General features: G+C 69.8%; 17 protein-coding genes. 12 read left to right on the forward strand and 5 right to left on the reverse strand.

The window, feature by feature from the left end; all coding sequences use genetic code 11:
* Positions 1-17 precede the first annotated feature (17 nt).
* The gene (locus tag PZE19_RS24060) at positions 18-1070 is read left to right on the forward strand and encodes an ABC transporter substrate-binding protein (RefSeq protein WP_277863149.1); all 1053 of its coding nucleotides are present in this window, start codon (positions 18-20) and stop codon (positions 1068-1070) included.
* 9 nt (positions 1071-1079) lie between these two features.
* Here the strand turns inward: PZE19_RS24060 and PZE19_RS24065 are convergent, their stop codons facing one another.
* On the reverse strand, positions 1080-3188 hold the full coding sequence (locus PZE19_RS24065) for a mechanosensitive ion channel family protein (protein ID WP_277863150.1): 2109 nt from the start codon (positions 3186-3188) through the stop codon (positions 1080-1082).
* A 239-nt stretch (positions 3189-3427) separates the two neighbouring features.
* Between PZE19_RS24065 and PZE19_RS24070 the strand changes: the two genes are divergently transcribed.
* The 10 genes from PZE19_RS24070 to PZE19_RS24115 all read left to right on the forward strand — a co-directional run bounded on the left by PZE19_RS24070 (position 3428) and on the right by PZE19_RS24115 (position 14151).
* Positions 3428-4054, forward strand: coding sequence for a pseudouridine synthase (locus PZE19_RS24070; RefSeq protein ID WP_277863151.1), 627 nt, complete (start codon positions 3428-3430; stop codon positions 4052-4054).
* A gap of 109 nt (positions 4055-4163) precedes the next feature.
* Positions 4164-5420 carry a Bcr/CflA family multidrug efflux MFS transporter gene (locus tag PZE19_RS24075; RefSeq protein WP_277863152.1) on the forward strand — a complete coding sequence of 419 codons (1257 nt, stop codon included), beginning with the start codon at positions 4164-4166 and terminating at the stop codon, positions 5418-5420.
* Positions 5421-5579: 159 nt separating this feature from the next.
* Positions 5580-6695: a DUF1559 family PulG-like putative transporter gene (locus PZE19_RS24080; RefSeq protein WP_277863153.1), complete on the forward strand. Its 1116-nt coding sequence runs from the start codon at positions 5580-5582 to the stop codon at positions 6693-6695.
* A 37-nt stretch (positions 6696-6732) separates the two neighbouring features.
* Positions 6733-6957, forward strand: a complete 225-nt coding sequence (locus PZE19_RS24085; protein ID WP_277863154.1) for a hypothetical protein — start codon at positions 6733-6735, stop codon at positions 6955-6957.
* A 261-nt stretch (positions 6958-7218) separates the two neighbouring features.
* Positions 7219-8304 (forward strand): PA0069 family radical SAM protein, encoded by a 1086-nt coding sequence (locus PZE19_RS24090; protein WP_277863155.1) that lies wholly within the window; start codon positions 7219-7221, stop codon positions 8302-8304.
* A gap of 331 nt (positions 8305-8635) precedes the next feature.
* Positions 8636-10105 carry an arylsulfatase B gene (locus tag PZE19_RS24095; RefSeq protein WP_277863156.1) on the forward strand — a complete coding sequence of 490 codons (1470 nt, stop codon included), beginning with the start codon at positions 8636-8638 and terminating at the stop codon, positions 10103-10105.
* Between the two features lie 122 nt (positions 10106-10227).
* Positions 10228-10839: a hypothetical protein gene (locus tag PZE19_RS24100; protein WP_277863157.1), complete on the forward strand. Its 612-nt coding sequence runs from the start codon at positions 10228-10230 to the stop codon at positions 10837-10839.
* A gap of 127 nt (positions 10840-10966) precedes the next feature.
* A complete protein-coding gene (locus tag PZE19_RS24105) occupies positions 10967-11575 on the forward strand; it encodes a hypothetical protein (protein ID WP_277863158.1) in 609 nt (202 codons plus the stop codon).
* 205 nt (positions 11576-11780) lie between these two features.
* Positions 11781-13667, forward strand: coding sequence for a signal peptide peptidase SppA (sppA, locus tag PZE19_RS24110; RefSeq protein ID WP_277863159.1), 1887 nt, complete (start codon positions 11781-11783; stop codon positions 13665-13667).
* Positions 13668-13884: 217 nt separating this feature from the next.
* Positions 13885-14151: a hypothetical protein gene (locus PZE19_RS24115; RefSeq protein ID WP_277863160.1), complete on the forward strand. Its 267-nt coding sequence runs from the start codon at positions 13885-13887 to the stop codon at positions 14149-14151.
* A 500-nt stretch (positions 14152-14651) separates the two neighbouring features.
* Here the strand turns inward: PZE19_RS24115 and PZE19_RS24120 are convergent, their stop codons facing one another.
* The 4 genes from PZE19_RS24120 to PZE19_RS24135 all read right to left on the reverse strand — a co-directional run bounded on the left by PZE19_RS24120 (position 14652) and on the right by PZE19_RS24135 (position 20944).
* Positions 14652-16004, reverse strand: a complete 1353-nt coding sequence (locus PZE19_RS24120) for a Gfo/Idh/MocA family protein (RefSeq protein ID WP_277863161.1) — start codon at positions 16002-16004, stop codon at positions 14652-14654.
* A 110-nt stretch (positions 16005-16114) separates the two neighbouring features.
* The gene (locus PZE19_RS24125; protein WP_277863162.1) at positions 16115-18799 is read right to left on the reverse strand and encodes an SNF2-related protein; all 2685 of its coding nucleotides are present in this window, start codon (positions 18797-18799) and stop codon (positions 16115-16117) included.
* Positions 18800-18956: 157 nt separating this feature from the next.
* The gene (locus PZE19_RS24130; RefSeq protein ID WP_277863163.1) at positions 18957-20531 is read right to left on the reverse strand and encodes a glucose-6-phosphate isomerase; all 1575 of its coding nucleotides are present in this window, start codon (positions 20529-20531) and stop codon (positions 18957-18959) included.
* A 29-nt stretch (positions 20532-20560) separates the two neighbouring features.
* Positions 20561-20944 (reverse strand): YidH family protein, encoded by a 384-nt coding sequence (locus PZE19_RS24135; RefSeq protein WP_277863164.1) that lies wholly within the window; start codon positions 20942-20944, stop codon positions 20561-20563.
* Between the two features lie 127 nt (positions 20945-21071).
* Between PZE19_RS24135 and PZE19_RS24140 the strand changes: the two genes are divergently transcribed.
* Positions 21072-22196, forward strand: a complete 1125-nt coding sequence (locus PZE19_RS24140) for a phosphatidylinositol-specific phospholipase C1-like protein (RefSeq protein WP_277863165.1) — start codon at positions 21072-21074, stop codon at positions 22194-22196.
* Positions 22197-22198 lie beyond the last annotated feature (2 nt).

A 22198-nucleotide genomic window follows, 5' to 3' on the forward strand; every position in this document is an offset into this window, starting at 1 on the left:
GTCGCGAAGGTTCAGCCATGCCGGCGCCGTTCGCGAAATCCGACGACCCTCATCCGGCCCTGCGGGCCGCCTTCTCCCGGGGGGAGAAGGTCGTGATCCGCCCCACCGTGCTCGCCTTGCTCGCCATGTTGACGGCTTGCCGCCAGGCGAAAGAGTCCGGCCCGCCCGCCGCGCCCCCCGCGCCGATCCCGGCCGTTCGGATCACGAGCCAAGGGGCAGGCTGGCCGCTGGAAGTGGTCGACTCGCTCGGGCGCAAGGTCGTCCTGCGGGAGCCGGCCCGACGTGTCGTCTCGCTCGTGCCGTCGAACACGGAGATCCTGTTCGCCGTCGGGGCCGGCGACCGGGTCGTGGGCGTGACGATGATGGACGACTATCCGCCCGAGGCGAAGGAGCGGAAGTCGATCGGCGGGATGGCGCCGGGGAGCGTGAACCTGGAGACCCTGACGGCGCTCAAGCCCGACCTCGTGCTGGCGACGGGGGGCGTGCAGCAGCCGCTCGTCGAGCCGCTCGAACGCCTCGGCCTGGCAGTGGTCGCGCTCGACGCCGAGCGTCCCGAGGACGTGGCCGCGAACATCCGCCTCGTCGGCCGGCTCGTCGACCGAGGCGCCGAAGGCGAGGCGCTCGCGTCGAAGTTCGTCGAGAGGCTCGACGCCGTGCGCCGCCGCGTCGCGGCGCGGCAAGACCGGCGGCCGAAGGTGCTCTACCTCCTGTACGACGACCCCCTGATGACCGTCGGCCCGGGGACGTTCCTGGGCCGGATGATCGAGGAGGCCGGCGGCGACAACGTCTTCGGCGACGTCTCGGCGCGCTACCCCACGCCCAGCGACGAGGAGGTCCTCGTCCGCGCCCCGGAGGTCGTCCTCGCAACTTTCGGGCTCATGGGCGGCGGCGGCCGACCCGAGACCGAGAACCAGGCCCGCCTGCTGAAACGCCCCGGCTGGCGCGACGTCCCCGCCGTCCGCGAGCGCCGCATCCACGCCCTGGACGAGAACCTCACGACCCGCGTCGGCCCCCGGCTCGTCGAGGGCCTGGAGTCGATCGAGCGCGCCCTGGCCCCGCCGGGCGGCTGACCCGCTCGATCAGCTCGACGCGGCGGCCGGCGGTGACGGGGGCGGGAGCAGGACCTTTTTCTCCTGGAACCGCTTCTTGAGGCGGCGGAGGAACTCGCGCTTGACGTTCCACTGCTGGAGCGGCAGCGTCTTGATCGAGAAGAGGATCACGGCCGCCGAGTCGGTCAGCGCGTCGACCCCCATCATGTTCAGGTCGTCGACGATCATGAGCCGGAGGTTCGGATCCTGGCGCAGCTCCTTGCCCAGGTCCTGGATGATCGCGATGACGCGGTCGACGTCCTCCTCCCAGGCGATCCGGACCGCGAACGAGGCGCTCGACCAGCCGTGGGTCATGTTGACGACCGAGGTCGTGGCGCCGTTGGGGAGGAAGTGGAGCGCGCCGTCGCCGTCGCGCAGGGCGGTCATCCGCAGCGTGATCTGCTCCACCTGGCCGCTGTGGTCGCCGATCTTGACCACGTCCTTGAGTTTGTACTGGTTCTCCAGCAGGATCATGAAGCCGTAGAAGAAGTCCTTGATCAGGTTCTGGGCGCCGAACGCCACCGCGACGCCGGCCACGGCGGCTCCTCCGAGGAGGGGGGCGACCGGGATGCCCACCTGGCTGAGAAGCGTCGAGATCCCGCCCAGCAACACGACGACGCTGCCGGTGTTCTGGAGCACGCTGACGAGCGTGTCCATCCGGTTGTCGCGCTCGGCCTTCGAGCCCCGCAGCCCGCGCGACGCGAACAGCTCCACGACCTTCTGGGCGTATCGGCTGACCAGCAGGTAGAGCAGCGACATCACGATCAAGGTCGCCACGATCGGCGGCCCGTGCTCGAAGAGCCAGGCCTTCATGTTGTGCGTCGAGAAGGGGCTCTCCAGGGCCTCGACCGTCTCCTGGGTCTTCTCCAGGCCCTCCTGGGCCGACTGGGCGCGGAGGCTCGTCCGCTGGAGCGCGTCGACCACGAGGGCCCGCTCCTCGACCATCTCCTCGAACCGGTTTTTGAGCTGCTTCACGTCCTCGGAGGCGGTGCGGATCCGGCGGTCCATCGCGCCCAGGGCGTCGCCGCCGTCATGGGTCCAGGCCTGGACGGCGGCCGAAGGCTTGCCCTCCTGCATCTCGCGCACGAGGTACTCGCGAGTCTTCGTCGCGTTGTCGACGCTCTGCTGCGAGACCTCGACGAGTTCCTTGACCAGCTCGATCGAGCGGGCCAGGTTCTGCATCCGGGCGTCGAGCGTCATGGTCCGTTCCTGCAGCTTCTGGACGGCCGTGCTCTTGGCATCCAGCTCCTGCTTGGCGGAGATCAACTCCTTGTTCGGCGCCGCGGCGGCCTTCGCGGGGGCCTCCCCCTTGCTCTCGGCCTCGGCCTTCTTCTCGGCGTCGGTCTTGGCGGCCTCGGGCTTGGCGGCGTCCTTCGTCTTCTCGACGTCCTTGGGGTCGACCGCCTTGGGGACCAGGGGCTGGCCCGGGATGATCGGGATCTGCACGGCGGCCGGGGCGGGATTCGGGGGCCCTGACGGCGGCGGCGCCGGAGTCGCGGCCGCCTCGGCCGGCGCGGCCGGGGCCGCGACCGGCGCGGCGGCGGGCTTCGACTCGTCCAGAAACCGGGCCAGGTCGCCGGTGGCGAGGACGGCGGCCAGCCGTTCGCGGTCGTGGGCGAGGACGCTCTTGAGGATGCTGATCCGTTCCAGCATCAGCATCCGGGCGCGGAGGTCCAGGTTGAGCCGCTCGCGCGCCAGGTTCCAGGGCTCCTTGAGGTTCGTCGCCTGGCGCTCGATCTCGGCCACGCGCTCGGGCTCGTGCGCGGCGACGGCCTTCTTCTTCTCGCGGTCGAGGCTCTTGAGCAGGTCGTCCAGGTGCTGGAAGACGTCGCGCGCCTGCTCCGCCTCCTCGTGCTCGTCGACCTTGGGGGCGAGGTCGTCCAGCTCGTGCTGATTGCCCCGGATGATCCGCTCGAGCATCGTGACGACCTCGGCCGCGGTCAGCCGGACGGGCTCGCCCGTGGCCGGGTCCGTCACGACGGGCGTGTTCGGCGCCGTCGGGTCGATGCCCAGCTTCGCCGCCGGGTCGGCCGCCTTCCCGGGCGTGAGCCTGGCCAGGCGCTCGGACGTGAAGTACTCGCAGCCCGAGGCGGCGAGCATCAGCCCCCCCACGGCGCAAGCGGCCAGGGACAGGCGGAACGCGGCCGAAACAGAGCGGTCGTGGGAACTTGCGGGCGACGAAGACAACGGCGACCTCGGCTGGTGAGGACGCGGCAGCGTCCGAATTCGGGGGAAACGGGGTGGGTGGTCGTCGGCGACCGACTATACATTGGCGTCCAACGGGCTGCCAAGGGCTGCAAGTGCAGTGCCAAGGACGCCACCTCGCCGGGATCCCGCCGATGCCTCGCACGATCAAGCTGTTCAAGCCGTACGACGCCCTCTGCCAGTTCACCGACGGCCAGGGCCGGGCGACGCTCGCGGATTTCGTCCCGATCCCGGGCGTCTACGCCGCCGGCCGGCTCGACCGCGACAGCGAAGGCCTGCTCCTTCTGACCGACGAAGGGCCGCTCGCGCATCGCCTGACCGACCCCCGGTTCGAGCACCCCAAGTCCTACCTCGTGCAGGTCGAGCGCATCCCCGACGCCGCCGCGCTGGAAGCCCTTCGTCGCGGCGTGACGCTCGCCGACGGGCCGACCCGCCCGGCCGAGGTCGAGTCCCTGGACGTCCCCCCAGACCTCCCCGATCGCCCCGTCCCCATCCGCTTCCGCAAGAACGTCCCCACCGCCTGGATCCGCCTGACGATCCGCGAAGGCCGGAACCGCCAGGTGCGCCGGATGACCGCCGCCGTGGGCTTCCCCACCCTCCGGCTGGTCCGCTGGGCGATCGGCGCGGTGACGCTCGAAGGGCTCCAACCCGGTGCGTGGGCGGACCTTTCCCCGGCCGAGGACGAGGCCCTCCGCTCGCTCCTCAGCTCGCCCCGACCGCGCGGGCCGGACCCGCCGAGACGGCGGCCCGGACGACGTTGAACGCGGCCCTCCCCTTGCCTAGCGCGCTAGGATTTCGCAAACCTCTGTGACCGTACCTCCGCCGATCCTCCCCCTCGGCACCATAATCTCCCGCCTGGAACCTTCCTTGATGGCCCACTTCGAAACGTCGGACCGACCCGGACGCGCGGGGGTCGGCCCCGGCCTCCGTTTCCTCATTTTGCTCGGCCTCCTGGACGCCTTCGGCCCGCTCGGGATCGACATGTACCTGCCGGCCTTCCCGGAGATCGCCCGCGACCTCCACGCCGAGGGCGGCCGCGTCGAGCTGACGCTCTCGCTGTTCCTCGCCGGGCTGGCGATCGGCCAGTTGATCTGCGGGCCGATCTCCGACCGGATCGGCCGCCGCAAGCCCCTGCTGTTCGGGGCCGCGGCGTTCGCCCTGGCGTCGGTCGTCTGCGCGTTCACCCGCTCGATCGAGGCCCTGATCGCGGCGCGGTTCGTGATGGGGCTGGCCGGGGCGACCGGCATGGTCGTGGCGCGGGCCGTGGTCCGCGACTCGTTCGAGGAGGCCGACTCGGCGCGGGTGTATTCGATGCTGATGCTGGTGATCGGCGTCGCGCCCATCATCTCGCCGACGCTGGGCGCCTGGGTGATGACGCTGGGGGGCTGGCCGGCCATCTTCTGGTCTCTGGCGGCCTTCGCCTGCGTCTGCGGCCTGGGCGTCCTGGTCGACATGCCCGAGACGCTCGCCGAGGACCGTCGCGACCGCGAGCCGGCGGCCTCGATCCTGCCCCGCTACGCCGAGGTCTTCTCCGACCGCCGGTTCCTCGGCTACGCCGTGCCGTCGAGCCTGGCGCTGGGGATGATCTTCGCCTACGTCACGTCGGCCCCGTCGATGTTCCTCCAGCACTTCCGGCTCTCGCCGACGCAGTTCAACGTCGTCTTCGCCTGCAACGCGATCGGCCTGATCGGCGCGGCGCAGGTCAACCGCCGGCTCACGCGGTGGTTCGACACCCACGCCATCCTCCGGGGCGCGTCGCTGGTGAACGCGGCGGCCAGCCTGATGCTGCCGGTTCTCGCCTGGACCGGCGCCGGGGGCTTCCCCGCCTTCCTGGCGATGATCTTCGTCGCGCTGGCGATGATCGGCCTGATCCTGCCCAACGCCACGGCCGCCGTGATGGCCCCGTTCCCGGACCACGCGGGCGTGGCCTCGGCGCTGCTGGGCGCGCTCCAGTTCGCGGTGGGCGCCGCGGCGGGCGCGGCCGTCGGCATGCTCGGCGACGGCACCCCGCGGTCGATGGCCCTGACGATGGCCGCCTGCGCGACCGGCTCGCTCGCGGTCTCGACCGTCGTCGAGCGCCGACGCGTGCGTTCGGCGGGGCTGGCGGTCGCGGCGAGCGGGTCTTAAAAGGCTTCACCGAATTGCTTCGGTGATTTCACGCGACCGTCGCCGGATCTTCATATCAACGAGTTAGAATCTCCCTCGTCGACTCGACGCCTTCGCAAGCCCCGCCGCCGATTCCGCGTGGAGACGGCGGCGGGGCCCTGATTTGGGAGATTTGCTATCGTGTCCTCGCCCCGCCCCTCCGGGACGATGCGCTCGGGGTTCACCCTCATCGAGCTGCTCGTCGTCATCGCGATCATCGCCGTGCTGATCGCCCTCCTCCTCCCCGCCGTCCAATCCGCCCGCGAAGCCGCCCGCCGCACCCAGTGCACGAACAACCTGAAGCAGATGGGTCTGGGAGTCGCCAACTTCGAGAATTCCAACGGCCACCTGCCTCAGGGGCCGTACGACGGCGACCCCAACGCCGTCACCACCGGCGGGGCCGTCGACAACGCCGGCCGCAACTACGACGGCCAGGACGTCTGCTGCAACGCCGCTTCGCCCAAGGGCTGGAACCAGTTCTTCAAGATCCTGCCCTACATGGAGCAGCAGGCCCTCTTCAACCTGGCCAACTTCGACAAGCCGGCCGTCCACACCGGTCGCGACCTCGTCGCCAACAACGAGATCCTGATCTCCACCATCGCCGTCGCCGGCTTCTACTGCCCCACCCGGCGCACGAACGAGCGTTACGGCAGCGACCCGACCGCGATGACGTCGCGCTGCGACTACGCCGGCTGCGCGGGGTTCATGGAGGGGGAGTACTTCGGCTGCGACGGCAAGACGTTCATCCCCGGCGCGCCCAACGGCATCAGCCCGGCCTACGGCATCCGCGCCGCGTCGAACGGCGAGATCAACCGCGGCAACAAGGCCGGCTACAAGGGCGCCATCCTCTGGTCCGGCAAGGGTGCCAAGCGCTACTGGGCCGACTTCAAGGACGGCACCTCGAACTCGATCGTCTTCGCCGAGAAGAGCCAGCCGGTGAAGACGGTGGGCGCCGACGGCGGCGACAACGAGCGCTGGATGAACAGCGGCTGGGACGAGGACTGCATCCGCTGGCACTTCTTCCCGCTCCCGGACAACCAGGCCCCGGCCCTCAACGGCGTCTGCCAGTCGCCCCCCAAGCCCGACACCGGCAGCACCCTCTGGCGGCGTCAGTTCGGCGGGCCCCACCCCGGCGGCCTGAACGCGCTGCTCGGCGACGGCTCGGTGCGGTTCATCAAGTACTCGGTGAACCCCACGACCTTCCGCAAGCTCGCCGTGATCGACGACCAGGAAGTCCTCAGCTCGGACGAATATTGAGCCCCACCAAGTCCGCCACGAGCCGGAGGAAATCCCGATGTCGCGACTGAATTTGCTGACCCTGTCCGCCCTGGCCCTCTGCACCATCATCCTCTTCGCCGGCTGCGGCGAGGAGCAGCGCACCGTCTTCAAGGACGCCAACGAACTCCCCCCCATCAACGCCGACGCCGCGGCCGCCGCCCGCTCCGAGGACGAGGCCGTCGCCGACGCCGAACGCAGCGAGGGCGCGAAGACCCAGCCAGCCTCCTCCCGGAAGCGCTGAGCGACGCGCGATCCGCCCTGACGATCCCCGAAACACCCTGCGGCCCCGGCGAGCCATGCGACTCGCCGGGGCCGCCGTCGTTCCCGTCGACCGAAACCGCCCCATCGCTACCTTCGGCGCCGTCGACACCGCCGGCCTCGCCTTTAGGAACGATATAACTGTACACGCGTTCAGAGTCGTGATAGACTCGGCGCGCCGGGGGAGGAAGGCGCGGGTTCGAAGGGATTATCGAGCGTCGGTCTAACGCGAGGTGGAACGATCATGAGCGGCGAGCGCATCCCGCCGAAGGGCCGAGGGGCCGGCTTCAACCCCCCGAACCGCTTCGACCGCGTCCATCACGAAGTCGAGCTGGAAAACGTCCAGGACGACGCCGAGTATCTGGAAGGCCTGCGCCGGCCCGAGACCGAGTTCCTCGACGACAAGTCGCGGTCGATCATCGCCGAGAACGACAGCCCCGACGTCGGCTTCGACGCCAGCGTCAACCCCTATCGCGGCTGCGAACACGGATGCATCTACTGCTACGCCCGACCCACACATGAGTATCTCGGGATGTCCGCGGGCCTGGATTTCGAGACCAAGATCCTGGTGAAGCGCGACGCCCCCGCGCTCCTGCGGGCGGCGCTCGACTCGCCGCGGTGGAAGCCCCGGGTCCTGGCGATGAGCGGCGTGACCGACCCCTATCAGCCGATCGAGCGGAAGCTCCGCCTGACGCGAGCCTGCCTGGAAGTGATGGCCGAGTATCGCCAGGCGGTGACGATCGTGACCAAGAACCGGCTCGTCGTCCGCGACCTCGACCTGCTCTCGGGCCTGGCCGCGCATCGGGCGGCGGGGGTCTTCGTCTCGATCACGACCCTGAACCCGGCGATGGCGGCCGAGCTGGAGCCCCGCACGAGCCGGCCCGCGGGGCGGCTGGCGGCGATCCGCGCGCTCTCGGAGGCCGGCGTGCCGACGGGCGTGATGGTCGCCCCGGTGATCCCGGGCCTGACCGACCACGAGATGCCGGCGATCCTCGAAGCGGCCGCGAAGGCGGGGGCGAGGACGGCCGGCTTCGTCTCCGTCCGGCTGCCGATGGCCGTCGCCCCGCTGTTCACGGAATGGCTCGAACGCCACCACCCCGACGCCAAGGACAAGATCCTCGACCGCATCCGCTCGATGCACGGCGGCAAGCTCTACGACTCGCGATTCGGCGACCGGATGCGCGGCGAGGGCCCGATCGCCGACATCATCGCCCGCATGTTCAAGACCTCCTGCCGCCGCCTCGACCTCAACACCCAGCCCTGGCCCGTCACCGCCGCGGCCTTCCGCAAGCCGCCGAAGGACGGCGACCAGATGCGGCTGTTCGAGTGAAGGGATCACGCGGGGACGTTCGTGCCTTTTTCCACGGGCCTGAAGACGAGAAGGGTCGCAAGGACGTACCATAACCGTCACCTCAGGCCGTCCCGGCATCGGCAAGTCACGGGGAGCGGACGACGAAGTCGCATCCCTCGGCCGGCGGCGGCGTGAGATTAACGATCGTGATCTTCGCAGCCGCCGCGCCCGCCCCCGGTTACGTGCGACCGGGACGTCCGCCGGCGGGACTTCGCCCGCCCCGCATTCGTCGGGGCGGGCGCGGCGTCGCGACCTCAGGCTCGCTGCGGAGCACGGTCCCCTTCTCGAAATCCCCGCTGACGGAGATGTCATGCGACCCGACCGAACGCGAACGCTCATCCTGGGACTCGCCGCGATCCTCGCCACGGCCGCCGACGCCCGGTGTGAGGAGCGGCCGAACATCGTCGTGATTCTCGCCGACGACCTCGGCAACGCCGACCTCGGCTACCGGGGCAGCCCGATCCGGACCCCCAACATCGACGGCCTGGCCAAAGGGGGCGTGCGGCTGGAATCCTACTACGGTCTACCGCTCTGCACGCCCGCCCGAGCGGCCCTGCTGACCGGCCGTTACCCGATGCGGCAAGGCCTGCAAACGCTTGTGATCTTCCCCAGCCACAAGTACGGCCTGCCCACCGACGAGACGACGCTGCCCCAGGCGCTGAAGGAAGCCGGCTACCAGACGGCCATGGTCGGCAAGTGGCACCTCGGCCACGCCGACCGAAAGTACTGGCCGCAGAACCGCGGGTTCGACCACTTCTACGGCAACCTCGTCGGCGAGGTCGACTACTTCACGAAGGAGCGCGGCGGCGTCATCGACTGGCAGCGCAACGGCACGTTCCTGCGCGAGGAAGGCTATTACACCGACCTGATCGGCGCCGAGGCCGTCGGCCTGATCGAGAATCACGACGCCGCCAAGCCCCTCTTCCTGTACGTCGCCTCGCTGGCGGCCCACGCGCCGTATCAGGCCCCCCGCGAGGCGATCGACGCGTACAAGGACGTCTTCCCGGACGATCAGAAGCGGACCTACGCGGCGATGATCACGAGCATGGACGCCATGATCGGGCGGATCGTCTCCGCGCTGGACAAGAAGGGGATGCGGGAGAACACCGTCATCTTCTTCACAACGGACAACGGCGGGGCCACAAGCTCGCTGTTCGCGACCGGCGCACGCTCGCGGGAGGAGCGCGAGCACGAGATCGGCGCCAAGCCGCCGTGCTCGAACGCGCCCTTCCGCGGCGGCAAGGGGACGCTCCACGAGGGCGGCGTGCGGCTGCCTGCGATCGTCAACTGGCCCGCCAGGCTCAAGCCCGCCGTCGTCGACGCGCCGCTGCACCACGTCGACCTGATGCCGACCCTGCTCGCGATCGCCGGGGCCAAGGGCGATCCGGCCAAACCCTTCGACGGTCGCGACGCCTCCGACGCCCTCGCCGAGGGCAAGCCCTCGCCGCATGAAGACATCCTGATCAACGTCGAGGTCTTCCGTGGCGCGATCCGCAAGGGCGACTGGAAGCTCATCAAGGTCGCCACCCTCCCCGGGAAGACCGAGCTGTTCGACGTGGCGAAGGACCCCGGCGAGACGCACAACCTCGCGGCGGAGCGCCCGGACGTGGTGAAGGACCTCGAAGCCCGCCTCCTCGCCTACGCGAAGGAGCAGAAGATGAGCGAGTGGCTCAAGTCGCAGGTCGACTACCTCGGCTTCCAGAGCGGGACCGTCCTCGATCCCGACTACGACATCGACGGCGGCCTGCCGACCGAGAAGCCCGCGCTGCCGCCGAAGTGAAGCAACGGGCGGGGCCCGGGCGATCGGGTCGCGGGCAAAACCTCGACCGCAGGCGGCCGTACGAATAGACTCGGATCCACCCAGCCCCAGGGACCTCCGTAAGTCATGAGGGAGGCCGAGCCATGGTGGATCCGATCGACGAAGCCGCCCCGGCCGCTTTGGAGCCCAGCCGTCGGTTCGGTTTGGGCGACGTCATGATCCTCGTCGCGGCGGCGGGCTTCGGGCTGGCGATCGCCCGGATCCCGCTCTCGGCCCGAGGCTCCATGCTCTCCTGGAGGCCGGGCGCCGGGCCGTGGGGCGGCAGGGCGATCCACCTGCTGATGCGTTTGTCGGCCGTGATCGGCCCTGTGGTCGCGGCGCTCACGGTCGCGGCGGTCGTGGTCCGGCTCCGGCATCCCCGGCCGAGGTTGCGGCGGCTGGTCCGACAGCCGGGCCTGGTGGCGTGCGTCGCGGCCACCATCGCCCTCGCCATGACCCTCGTGCAGATCACCCCGACGACGATCATGGCCATCGGATCGGGGACCTTGCCCGCCTGGATGTACGACCTCCGGGTATTTGTCGCGCGATCGTGCGGCTACTCGGTCGTCGGGGCCTGGCTGGCCCTTTCATTCAGCGGGCGTTGGCGGTCGGAACGGGGCTGGATCGACCGATTCGGCCGGACGATGGGCGTCGCCTGGCTCGTCGCCGTGGCGATGGACCTCGTGACCCCCTGGATCGAGTATCTGCGATGGTGATCGCGACGGGCCCTCGCCAGATTCCTCGCCCCGCCGCCGGCGGGGCATCGACGTCTGACAGATGTCATGGTAAGCTCGACGACGTTGGTTGGAGGGTGACTTCCGAAACCACTTGGCGGTCCGAGCGATGGATGACCCGATCGGCGTTTCGCCCGCGATCACGCCTTGCACCCGGCGTCCGTTCGGCCTGTCCGACGCGATGATCCTCGTCGCCGCGGCGGCGATCGGGCTGGCCCTCGCGCGAACGCCGGCGGCGTTCGTCGCCCACATGTTCTCGCGGATGCCGTCCCGCCCGCCCGTCCACAGGACGTTCGCCTATCTCTACGATGGGTTCGCGGCGGCCTTTCCGATGGTCGCGGCGCTGACGCTGGCGGCGATCCTCCTGCGGTTCCGTCGGCCGCGGCCGACCTTCCGGCGACTCGTCAGGCAACCGGGGCTGATCGCGTGCGCGGCGGCCGCGACGGCCCTTGTGATCGGCCTGCTGCATAGCCTTCCCGTCGGGTTCAACTTCATGGGGACCTCGGGCTTCGACGGCTGGACGTATTACGCGAGCATCACGGAATCGCACGCGTGCGACTACGCGGTCGTCGGGGCCTGGCTGGCGACGGCCCTCAGCGGTCGCTGGCGGCCCGAGCGAAGCTGGATCGATCGTCTCGGCCGGGTTCTGGGCGCGGCCTGGATCGGGGTGATCGTCCTCGAATTCGTGGTGACCTGGGCCTTCCAATCCGGATGGTGAGGCCGTCGCGGCCCCGCAGAGACTGGCCTTCAGGCTGGCCCGATTGCCTTGCGCAGCCCACGCGGTCTACCATGGGCGCGGCGGGCCGGCCAAGAATCGGCCGGGCTCGACGAATACCCGACCGACCTTTCCCGCGACGCGTCCGCGGCCCGGTCGGTGTCGAAATAGGAACGAGAATGGACGCGAACCTTCGAGGATGGTCCCCATGACGAGCAGACGAAGTTGGTTCCACCTCACCCTGGCCGCGGCGATCGCGGCGGGCGCCTGGGGCGGTCGGCCGGCGCGGGCGCAGGAGAAGCCCCCGGAGGCCGAGGCCAAGAAGGCCGAGCCCGAGAAGAAGCCCGAGCCGCCCAAGCCCCGCATCGCCGTCTTCCGGCTCTCGGGCGCGATCAAGGAGACGCCCACCGACGACGTCTTCAACTTCGGCGGCGAGTCGTCGACGCCCCTCTGGACGCTCGTCGAGCGACTCGACAAGGCGGCGAAGGATCCGGCCGTCAAGGCGGTCGTCGTGATCCTGGAGAGCCCGACCATCGGCCCCGCGCAGGTCAGCGAGCTGCGGCAGGCGTTCGAGCGGGTCAAGGCGGCGGGCAAGGAGGTGATCGGCCACGCCGACAACGTCGGCAGCCTGGGCCAGTATGTGCTGCTCAGCGGGGCCTCGCGGCTCAGCGTCGTCCCCACCGCCGACCTCTGGATCACCGGCATCTACGGCGAGGCGCCCTACCTCCGCCACATGCTGGAGAAGATCGGCGTGAAGCCCGACTTCCTCACCTGCGGCGACTACAAGAGCGCCGCCGAGATGTTCATGCGCGACGGCCCCAGCAAGGAGGCCGAGTCGATGCAGAACTGGCTGCTCGACAGCCTGTTCGACACGATGGTCGCCCGGATCGCCGCCGGCCGCAAGGTCAGCCCCGAGCTGGTCAAGGCCTGGATCGACAGCGGCCCGCACACCGCCGAGAAGGCCAAATCGCTGGGCGTCCTCGACGCCGTCGAGCACCGCCAGGAGCTTGAGGCGCACCTCAAGAAGACCTACGGCGCCGACGTGGTCCTCGACCGCAAGTACGGCAAGAAGGAGGAGCCCAAGCTCGACGCCTCGACGCCGTTCGGGATCTTCAAGTTCTTCGGCGACGTGATGGCGGCCTCGAAGGTCGACAAGAAGAAGCCGGCCGTGGGGGTCGTCTACGTCGACGGCCCGATCGTGGTCGACAAGTCGGCCGGGATGTCCGCCTTCCAGGACGGCGAGGCCGCCTCGACGACCATCCGCCGGGCCCTCGACGACGCGGCCAACGACGACTCGATCAAGGCCGTCGTCCTCCGCGTCGACTCGCCGGGCGGCTCGGCGCTGGCCAGCGAGATCATCCTCGACGCCACTCGCCGCGTGAAGGCGAAGAAGCCGCTCGTCGTCTCGATGGGCGACGTCGCCGGCAGCGGCGGCTACTACGTCGCCTGCGCGTCCGACGCCGTCTTCGCCGACGAGGCCACCATCACCGGCTCCATCGGCGTCGTCAGCGGCAAGATGGCGGTCGGCGGCCTCTACGAGAAGCTCGGCGTCGCGTTCAAGGCCTACCGACGCGGCCAGAACGCCGGCATGCTCGCCTCGGGCGACCTCTTCACGCCGGCCGAACGCCTCAAGATGCAGAGCTACATGGACGAGATCTACGGCGTCTTCAAGGGCCACGTCGTCGCCATCCGCGGCGGCAAGCTCAAGAAGCCGATCGACGACCTCGCCGGCGGCCGCGTCTACACCGGCAAGCAGGCGATCGAACTGGGCCTGGTCGACAAGCTCGGCGGCTTCCACGACGCGGTCGCGCACGCCGCCGAGGCCGCCAAGATCGCCGACTACGACGTCCGCACGATCCCCCGCGCCAAGTCGATCCTCGAAGAGATCGTCGAGCAGTCCTCGGGCGACGACGACCGCAAGGGCCTCGTCCGCTCGGCCGTGCCGTCCTCGATCCTCCTCGAACAGGCCGCGCCGATCCTGAAGGCCCTCGACCCCGCCCGCGCCGACGCCGTCCGGACGGCCCTCGGCCGCCTGGAGCTGATCCGCCGCGAGGGCGTCGTCGCCATGATGCCCGAGCTGGGCCTCGGCCGTTGAGAGACGGTCCCTGAAGCTCGAACGCACTCCCCGACGCCTCCCCCCTTCCCTCGCGGGCCCGGGGGGAGGCGTCGTTTCGATCGACGCCTCGGAAAACGCCGAGCCTGGCAGGGTGGGCACTGCCCAATTTTTCAATCATATGATGACGTAGGCGGTTCCAATCCTACAAGGCTGGGGCGGGTGCTCAGTCTGAGATATCGCCTGGCGACGGTATCTCATGAAGTTTCGCCAATTCGCAGGCACGTCCGAGGATGTGTTCGGCTGCTATCTCTGGCTCGGGGCCAGCGTCGACGAGGAGCCATCGATTCCAGCCGGGGGACCACACCCCGGAAGTCTGGACATTGAAGCTGCTGGCCAAGCCGTAGGTGACCGCGATCCGCCGCTTGAAGTCTGTGACGTAAAAATCGTGCCACGAATCACGGCCGGCGAGGACGGTGCGCACTCGTTGCGGGTTGCGAGCGCTCAGGAAGTCATGCGCGGCTGACTCGGCCGTTCGAGGGCATGCCCAGTATCGCCACCAGAGCGCTTCGAACACCCCGAGCCTCCACGATCTCGATCCAACTAGAATTCATTACATAAATTTACAACTATATATTATCGCTTCATCGATCGCCATTGTCAGGCTATTGTACCTAGTGACAGTCGACCTCGTCTCCTGGGCCAAGACCTTGCAGGGTGGGCACCGCCCACCTTCCGATCCTCTGATGAGGTGGGCGGTGCCCACCCTACAAGACTTGACCTCAGAGCCGGCGATGCCGTTTTGCTCTACGAATTCGCGGTAGTGCGTCGGCCACATGGCAAGCTCCTAACCAGGTGTATACGGACGACTGGCGTCTTTTCTTCGCCCTCAGGTCCGAGTGGGGTGGCAACGCCCACCTTCCGATCATTTGAAGAGGTGGGCGGCGCCCATCCTACTGGAAACGCCGAAGGCCGCCGGCGCGGGGCGCGGGCGGCCTTCGGGGGACTGCATGGCGTCGGGGCGGCTCAGGCGTGGATCGAGAAGCCCTTGCGGTAGTCGCGGCGGATGAACTGGTCGGCGTCGGGGTGGTTCTTGACCTTCATGGCCTCGGCGTCCCACTCGATGCGGGAGCCGACCTTGAGGGCGACGACGCCGAGCAGGACGGTCTCGGTGAGCCGGCCGGCGTAGTCGAAGTTCGAGTGGGCCTTCTTGGGGTCGTTGGACTGGATGGCCTCGACGAACTCCTTGAAGTGGCCCGGCGACTTCGTGTAGTGGGGCTCGGGCTTCTTGTAGTCCTTGCCGTACTGGTCGCGCGGCAGGAGCGTGTACTCCGCGCCGTAGTCGTTCTTGGAGAAGAACGAGCCCTTCTCGCCGACGATCAACAGGCCGCTGCCGGTCGGGTCCTCGCCGTTGAGGAGGGCCTTGTAGGCGCGCTTCTCGTTGGGCAGGTTGTTGCCGCCGTCGTACCAGGTGAGGCTCAGCGGGGCGCGGCCCTCGCGCTCGCCGAAGTAGGTCTTGATGATCGACCAGGTGGGGTACGTCTGGTTGTCGACGATGCCCGAGGTGTCGACGATCTCGGCGCCGAGCGGGTCGAAGAGGTCGAGGCCCTTGGCGGCGACGTTGATGGTGTGGCAGGCCATGTCGCCCAGGGCGCCGGTGCCGAAGTCGAGCCAGCCGCGCCAGTTGAACGGGTGGTAGCCGTCGTGGTAGGGGCGGTCGTGGGCGGGGCCCAGGAACTCGTACCAGTTGACGTGGTTGGGGATGCCGGGATAGTTCTTGAACCCGGCGATGCCCTGCGGCCACACGGGCCGGTTGGTCCAGACGTGGATCTCCTTGACGCGGCCGATGGCCCCGCCGCGGAGCAGGTCGGCGCCCTCGCGAAGGCCGTTCTCGGCGGTCCCCTGGTTGCCCATCTGGGTGCAGAGCTTCTTCTCGGCGGCCAGGGTGCGGAGCAGCCGGGCCTCCTCGATCGACCAGGTCAGGGGCTTCTGGACGAAGGCGTGCTTGCCCAGCCGCATGGCCATGACGGCGGCCGGGGCGTGCGAGTGGTCGGGCGTGCTGACGGTGACGGCGTCGATCTTGTCGCCCTGCTCCTCCAGCATCTTGCGGTAGTCGACGTACTTCTTGGCGTTGGGGTACTTCGCCCCCATCTTGTCGAGCGTCTTCTCGTCGATGTCGCAGAGGGCCACGATCTCGCCGTGACGGCCGGCGTCGTTGGTGTCGCTGTCGCCCTTGCCGCCGACGCCGATGCAGGCGAAGCGGACCTTCGAGTTCGGCGACTCTTCGGACGCCCGCGCGATCGCCGGCGCGCCGCCGCCGAGGAAGCTCCCGGAAGCCCCGACGAGGGCGGATCGGGTCAGAAAGTCACGACGTTTCATGGGCGCACGGCTCCTGGGATGCGGAGGGAGGACGGCCTGCGTCGAGGCCGGATGTCTTTGGATATCAGGATGCCGCGCGCGCCGGGCCGCCGCAAGCGCCCGCCGCCCTCTCAAGGCGACTCGTCGGCCGCCGCCCGCAGCATCGCGGCCATGCCCTCGAACAGGGCGCCGAGGGTCGACGCCGCCTCGGCCGGGGCCTCGATGACGACCCCGCCCGCGTCGCCCCGACGGATGCGGAGCTGCGAGAAGAGCCGCCGGACCTCGCCCTCGTCGAGCGGCGGGGCGGCCCGACGGGGCTCGACGACCGCCTCGGCCGTCGGCTCGGGCCCGTCCCCCGCGAGGGCGTCGTCGCCGGGCTCGACCAGCTCGTCGAACGGGTCGGGCGCGTCGTCGGCGACCTCCAGGTCGGACGGGTCGAACGCCTCGACCTCGACGCCGTCTCCGCCCCGCGCGTCGTCGGCGACCGCGTCCTCGTAGAGCTTCTGCGCCCGGCTCAGGAACGAGCCCGACTGGTCGAAGTGGACGGCGTCGCTCGACCCGTCGAACAGGCCCTTGAAGAACGCCTGTTTCGAGCCCACCAGATCGGCGATCCTCGACTCGATCCCCTGCTCCGAGACGAGGTTGTAGACGTCGATCGGCGACTCCTGGCCCAGCCGGTAGATCCGGCCGATCCGCTGCTCCAGCACGGCCGGGTTCCAGGGCAGCTCCAGGTTCACGACGCTGTTCGCCGCCTTCTGGAGGTTCAGCCCCACCCCGCCGGCGTCGGTCGCGAAGAGAATGCGGAACGCGGGGTCGTCGTGGAACTCGACGATGTTCTGCGTGCGGCGCTTCGTGTTCTCGGCCCCGGTGAAGTAGCCCGCGCGCAGGCCGGCCTCGGCCAAAATGTCGCCCACGGCCCAGTGCGCCAGGTGGAGCATCCGCCGCCACTGGCTGAAGACCACCACCTTGCGGCCCTGGTCGAGCACCAGTTGCCGCACGAGCTGCCGCAGCTCGATCAGCTTGGGCGCCGACAGGCTCTGGATCAGCGCCGGGTCGGGCTTGCGGCCCCGGATCGACGGCCAGACCTCCTCGAACTGGAGCTGCGCCAGGCCGTTGGAGATGATCCGCTGGGCCGTCATCAGGCTCATCAGGCGGAGGAACTCGGGCTGCTTGAGCCCGCGCTTCGCGGCGATGCTCAGGAGCCGGGCGATCGGGGCGTTGAGCGCGTCGTGCTCCTCGGCCTGGGCCTCGGTCATCTCGACGGGGACGCGGACGTCGGTCCGCGGCGGCAGCTGGTCGAGCACCTCGCTGCGGACGCGCCGGAGCATGCACGGGGCCAGCCGCTCGCGGAGCGTCTCCAGGTTGCGGACGCCGAGCAGCTCCTTGCGGCCGTCGCCGCGGATCGCGTGGATCGACGGCAGCCGCCACTTGGGCTCGAGCGCGTCGTCGTCGACCCACTCGACGACCGACGCCAGCTCCTCGACGCGGTTCTCCATCGGCGTGCCGGTGAGCACCAGCCGGTAGCGCGGGTCGAGCCCCTTGACCGAGAGCGCGGTCTTCGTCTGCCAGTTCTTGATCCGCTGCGCCTCGTCGAGCACCACCAGGTCCGGGGCCCACCCCTTCGCCAGGTCCAGGTCGCGCAGGAGCTGCTCGTAGTTGATGATCAGGAAGCCCTGGGCGGTCTCGGCGTAGATCGCCTCGCGCTCGGCAGGAGAACCGTCGAGGATCCGGACGGGCAGCTCGGAGAACTGCGCCCACTCGCGGGCCCACTGGGGCTTGAGGCTCGCCGGGGCGATGATCAACCCGCGTTTGATGCGCCCGAGCCGCATCAAGATCGTGCAGCAGGCGATGGCCTGCGCCGTCTTGCCGAGGCCCATGTCGTCGGCCAGGAGCATCCGCGTGGTCTGGAGGAAGCGCGTCACCCCCTCCTTCTGGTAGGGGTAGAGCGGTCGCGACAGCACCTTGAAGGCCGTCTTCAGCTCCGAGGGCCAGACGGCGTCGCGGACCACCCGGTCGAGCCGGGCCTTCTCGCGCGTGAGCACGGCTAGCAGGGCCGGGTCGTAGCGAGGGGAATCGGGCCCGGCGGGGACGACCTTCAGGAGCGTCTCGACGAGGTTGAGCCGCTGCTGGGGCGCGTCGCGGAACGCATACCGGAGCACCCCCTTGCCGTCGCCGGCTTCCTGGAACAGGTAGCGGACGTCGGCCTTCCCCTGGGCGTACTTCGAGAGCTTCGCCGTATTCTCGTAAACGACCCGATCGAGCCAGTCGCCGGGGCCGGTCAGGGGGCGGATCGGATCCCAGGCGAGGCCCTCGGAGCGGGGCGTCTCGGCGCGCTCCTTGAGCGCCCTGGCCACAAGCTTGGGCTTCGCGTGCACATGTTCCAGGACGGCCAGGACGTGCTTGCAGACGCCGAGCGAATTCTTGAGGAAGTCGGGGCAGTCGCAGCGGCCGTCGATCGGGTCGACGCTGCGGATCAGCGTGTGATAGGGCCGGACGTTCGGCCCCTTGCGGCCCGTCCCGTAAAGGCCCACGACGCGGCCGCCGGCGGGCTTCGACTTGATCCTCAACTCTTCTTTCCGCGCCGAGTCCAGCCGCCGCAGGAGCGCGTCGAGCGCATCGGCCCGCACCGGCCACTCGTCGGCGGGGACGACGCTCATGATCTGGCCGGCGAGCAGGTCGGCCGGGATCGCCCCCCCCTTGCGGCCGACCTGCGCCCGGAGCGATTCGAGCGCCTCGAGTTCGCGATCGATCTCGACGAGATCCCGATTCTCCAGGACTTCCCGGGCCTTCTCCAGCAGGGCGACGATGGAACTCATGCGGCGGCTCGCTCGTCAGGCGGTCGGGACGGTGGGGACGGATCGGGGAATTGTCTCAAGTTCCCGATGAAGTCGCCAAGGTCGATCACCGAAGCCCGGGGTCGTAGACCTCACGGCCATGGCGATTTTCGCGGTCGCGCCGGATCTGCGGAAGCCTTCAAACGGCCTGGAAGGTCGTGAGGCCCGGGTGCGACCCGCGGGTCATCGTCGCGCGGCCGTTGGCGGCGAGGTGTTCGAGGACGAGGTAGATGGTCTCGGCCGACTCGGGCGCGCCGACGGCCGCGGCGATCTGGTCGGCGGTCTGGGGCGTCGCGGAGAGCCCGGCGCGGGCCTGGTCTTGCAGCGCGAGCACGCTCGCGGCGGCCTTCTTGCCCGCCTCGACGCCCGGCTGGTGGTAGGCGTTGATGCCGACGAGCGTCGCATAGAAGCCGACGGTACGCTCGAAGAGCGCGATCAGGGCGCCGACGATCCGGGCGTCGACGCGCGGGACGGTGATGGTCGCCGACTTCCGGTCGTTGGCGAAGAGGGCCTCGCGGGTGCCGAGCAGGAAGCCGTGGAGGTAGTCGCCCGGGGTGACGCCGGGCTCGACCTCCCCGCCGGCGCCGCCGTCTTCCAGGACGCGAATGAAGGTCGCGAAGAAGTTGTTCACGCCGTCGCGGAGCTGCTGGACGTAGGCGTGCTGATCCGTGGATCCCTTGTTGCCGTAGACGCTGATGCCCTGGTCGACGCGGTTGCCGTCGAGGTCGAGCCGCTTGCCGAGCGACTCCATCACGAGCTGCTGGAGATAGCGGCTGAAGAGCAGCAGCCTGTCCTTGTACGGCAGGACGACCATGTCCTTCGACCCCCGACCGTCGGTCGCCAGGTACCACGTCAGGGCGAGCAGCGCGGCGGGGTTCCTGGCGGCGTCGTGGACGCGGGTCGCCTCGTCCATCGCGGCCGCGCCGGCGAGCACGGCCTTCATGTCGAGGCCCTGGAGCAGGCCCGGGACGAGTCCCACGGCCGAGGTCTCGCTGGTCCGGCCGCCGACCCAGTCCCACATCGGGAACCGGGCCAGCCAGCCTTCCTTCGTCACGGTCTGGTCGAGCTTCGACCCGGCCCCGGTGACGGCCGCGGCGTGCTTCGCGAAGTCGAGGCCCGCCGCGCGGAAGGCCTCGGCGACGACGAGCATGCCGTTGCGGGTCTCGGGGGTGCCGCCCGACTTGCTCATGACGACGACCAGGGTCTCGTCGAGCGCGGCGCCGATCCGTTCCAGCTCGCGGGCGATGCCGTCGGGGTCGGTGTTGTCGATGAAATGGGCGTGCAGCTTGTCCGTCGTCGGGTCGCCCAGGGCGTCGGCGAGGAACTCCGGGCCGAGCGCCGAGCCGCCGATGCCGATCGACAGCACCCGCGTGAACTTCGGCTTGCGCTCGGGCCTGATCGCGCCGGCGTGGACCTTGGCGGCGAACGCCTCGATGGCGGCCAGGGTGTCCTTGATCTCGGCGGTGATCTCGGCCGAGGGCGCCAGCTCGGGGGCGCGCAGCCAGTAGTGGCCGACCATCCGGTCCTCGTCGGGGTTGGCGATCGCCCCCTTCTCCAGGGCGTCCATGGCGGCGAACGCCTTGTCGAGCGCGGGCCGCATGCGTTCGACGAAGTCGTCGTCGAAGGCCATGCGGCTGACGTCGAGCGAGACGTCGAGGGCGGGGACCTGGCAGAGCGAGGTCTGGAAGCGTTTCCACAATTCCTGGGCGTTCATGGCGTCGCTCGCAAGTTCTAGTCGGAGGATCAGGACGTCAGGATCAAGAGCGTCATGGCCAGCCCGGCGATCGCCAGGACCGAGGCCACGACCAGGGTCGTGCGGAGGTGCAGCTGCGGGTTCGCGACCCCGGCGCGTAGGGACTCGATGTAGGTCCGGTGCCGGAGCGCCGCGGTCAGGCAGACGCCCACGCCGAAGGCGACGATCGCCGAGCCGAGCACCGGGGCCAGCGGCGAATGTCGGCCCGGCGAGGGCTCAGCCGACTCCATGCCCCGGAGCAGGAAGCCGAACCGGGCGATCAGGAAGCCGAATCCCATCAGGCCCAGCGACGTCCGCACCCAGGCGAGATAGGTCCGCTCGGCGGCCAGGTAGACGCGCGGGTCGTCGACCGGCTTGCGTGGTTCGGCGTCCATGAATGTCCCGTGAATCGCGACGTCTCGGGGCGGCTCTCCTTGGCCGCCGCCGCCCGTCGCCCCTTATCATCGCACGGAAGACCGACATGATACACCCCGCACCCTCCCCCCGAGGACGACGCCCGCCATGACGACGCCCCGCATCCTCCCCGCCCTGCTCCTGCTCGCCACGCCGGCCTTCGCCGGGGCCGACGACCTGGGCGACGTCCGGCTGAACCAGGTCCAGGTGATCGGCTCGCACAACTCGTATCACGTCGAGCCCCCGGCCGGCGTGCTGGCGGTCATCGCCCGCGCCAACCCCCGGGGGGCCGAGTCGCTCCAGTACTCGCACCCGCCGCTGGCCGAGCAGTTCGAGGCCCGCAAGATCCGCCAGATCGAGCTCGACGTCTTCGCCGACCCCGACGGCGGCCTCTACGCCGACCCCGCCATCCGCAAACTGGCCGCGCTCACGGGGAAGGACCTCGGTCCCGAGCCCGACCTCGACGGCCGGCTCCGCAAGCCGGGGATGAAGGTCCTGCACGTCGCCGGGGTCGACTACCAGTCCACCGCCCCGACGTTCGTCGACGCGCTCAGCCAGGTCCGCTCGTGGTCGCGGCTGAACCCGAAGCACGTGCCGATCCTCATCCTCGTCGAGTTGAAGACGGCCGAGGAGGTGCGGATCGGCGGCAAGTTCATCCCCTTCGACGCCGCCCGGCTCGCCGAACTGGAGGCCGAGATCCACTCGGTCTTCCCGCGCCCCGAAATCCTCGCCCCCGACGACGTCCGGGGCGATTCGAAGTCGCTCCCGGACGCGATCCGCGCGCGGGGCTGGCCCAAGCTCGACGCCGTCCGCGGCCGCGTGATGTTCGCGCTCGACAACACCGGCGCCGAGCGCGACACGTACCTCAAGGGCCACCCCGCGCTCGCCGGCCGGCTGATGTTCGCCAGCGTCGACGAGGGCGACCCGGCCGCGGCCTGGTTCAAGATCAACGAACCGATCGGCCGCTTCGACGACATCCAGCGCCTGGTGAAGGCCGGCTTCCTCGTCCGCACCCGGGCCGACGCCGACACCCGCCAGGCCCGCGACGGCTCGACCGCCATGCGCGACAGGGCGCTCGCGAGCGGCGCCCAGTTCGTCAGCACCGATTACCCCACGCCCGATCCGCGTTTCACCGAGTACCGCGTCGAACTCCCCGGCGGAGTCGTCGCCCGCTCCAACCCCGTCAGCGGCGACCGCGCGTGGGACGGCGTCGACCTGGAACGCGGGCGCTGAAC

The organism is Paludisphaera mucosa, assembly GCF_029589435.1.
In the GTDB taxonomy this organism is placed as follows: Bacteria; Planctomycetota; Planctomycetia; order Isosphaerales; family Isosphaeraceae; genus Paludisphaera; species Paludisphaera mucosa.

Bases quoted from the DNA above. Each gene is read 5' to 3' on its own strand.
- PZE19_RS24135 (WP_277863164.1), bottom strand. From the start codon at position 20,944: ATGGACGCCGAACCACGCAAGCCGGTCGACGACCCGCGCGTCTACCTG.
- PZE19_RS24090 (WP_277863155.1), top strand. From the start codon at position 7,219: ATGAGCGGCGAGCGCATCCCGCCGAAGGGCCGAGGGGCCGGCTTCAAC.
- PZE19_RS24095 (WP_277863156.1), top strand. From the start codon at position 8,636: ATGCGACCCGACCGAACGCGAACGCTCATCCTGGGACTCGCCGCGATC.
- PZE19_RS24065 (WP_277863150.1), bottom strand. From the start codon at position 3,188: ATGCTCGCCGCCTCGGGCTGCGAGTACTTCACGTCCGAGCGCCTGGCC.
- PZE19_RS24140 (WP_277863165.1), top strand. From the start codon at position 21,072: ATGACGACGCCCCGCATCCTCCCCGCCCTGCTCCTGCTCGCCACGCCG.
- PZE19_RS24115 (WP_277863160.1), top strand. From the start codon at position 13,885: ATGAAGTTTCGCCAATTCGCAGGCACGTCCGAGGATGTGTTCGGCTGC.
- PZE19_RS24125 (WP_277863162.1), bottom strand. From the start codon at position 18,799: ATGAGTTCCATCGTCGCCCTGCTGGAGAAGGCCCGGGAAGTCCTGGAG.
- PZE19_RS24120 (WP_277863161.1), bottom strand. From the start codon at position 16,004: ATGAAACGTCGTGACTTTCTGACCCGATCCGCCCTCGTCGGGGCTTCC.
- PZE19_RS24070 (WP_277863151.1), top strand. From the start codon at position 3,428: ATGCCTCGCACGATCAAGCTGTTCAAGCCGTACGACGCCCTCTGCCAG.
- PZE19_RS24100 (WP_277863157.1), top strand. From the start codon at position 10,228: ATGGTGGATCCGATCGACGAAGCCGCCCCGGCCGCTTTGGAGCCCAGC.
- PZE19_RS24105 (WP_277863158.1), top strand. From the start codon at position 10,967: ATGGATGACCCGATCGGCGTTTCGCCCGCGATCACGCCTTGCACCCGG.
- PZE19_RS24075 (WP_277863152.1), top strand. From the start codon at position 4,164: ATGGCCCACTTCGAAACGTCGGACCGACCCGGACGCGCGGGGGTCGGC.
- sppA (WP_277863159.1), top strand. From the start codon at position 11,781: ATGACGAGCAGACGAAGTTGGTTCCACCTCACCCTGGCCGCGGCGATC.
- PZE19_RS24060 (WP_277863149.1), top strand. From the start codon at position 18: ATGCCGGCGCCGTTCGCGAAATCCGACGACCCTCATCCGGCCCTGCGG.
- PZE19_RS24130 (WP_277863163.1), bottom strand. From the start codon at position 20,531: ATGAACGCCCAGGAATTGTGGAAACGCTTCCAGACCTCGCTCTGCCAG.
- PZE19_RS24085 (WP_277863154.1), top strand. From the start codon at position 6,733: ATGTCGCGACTGAATTTGCTGACCCTGTCCGCCCTGGCCCTCTGCACC.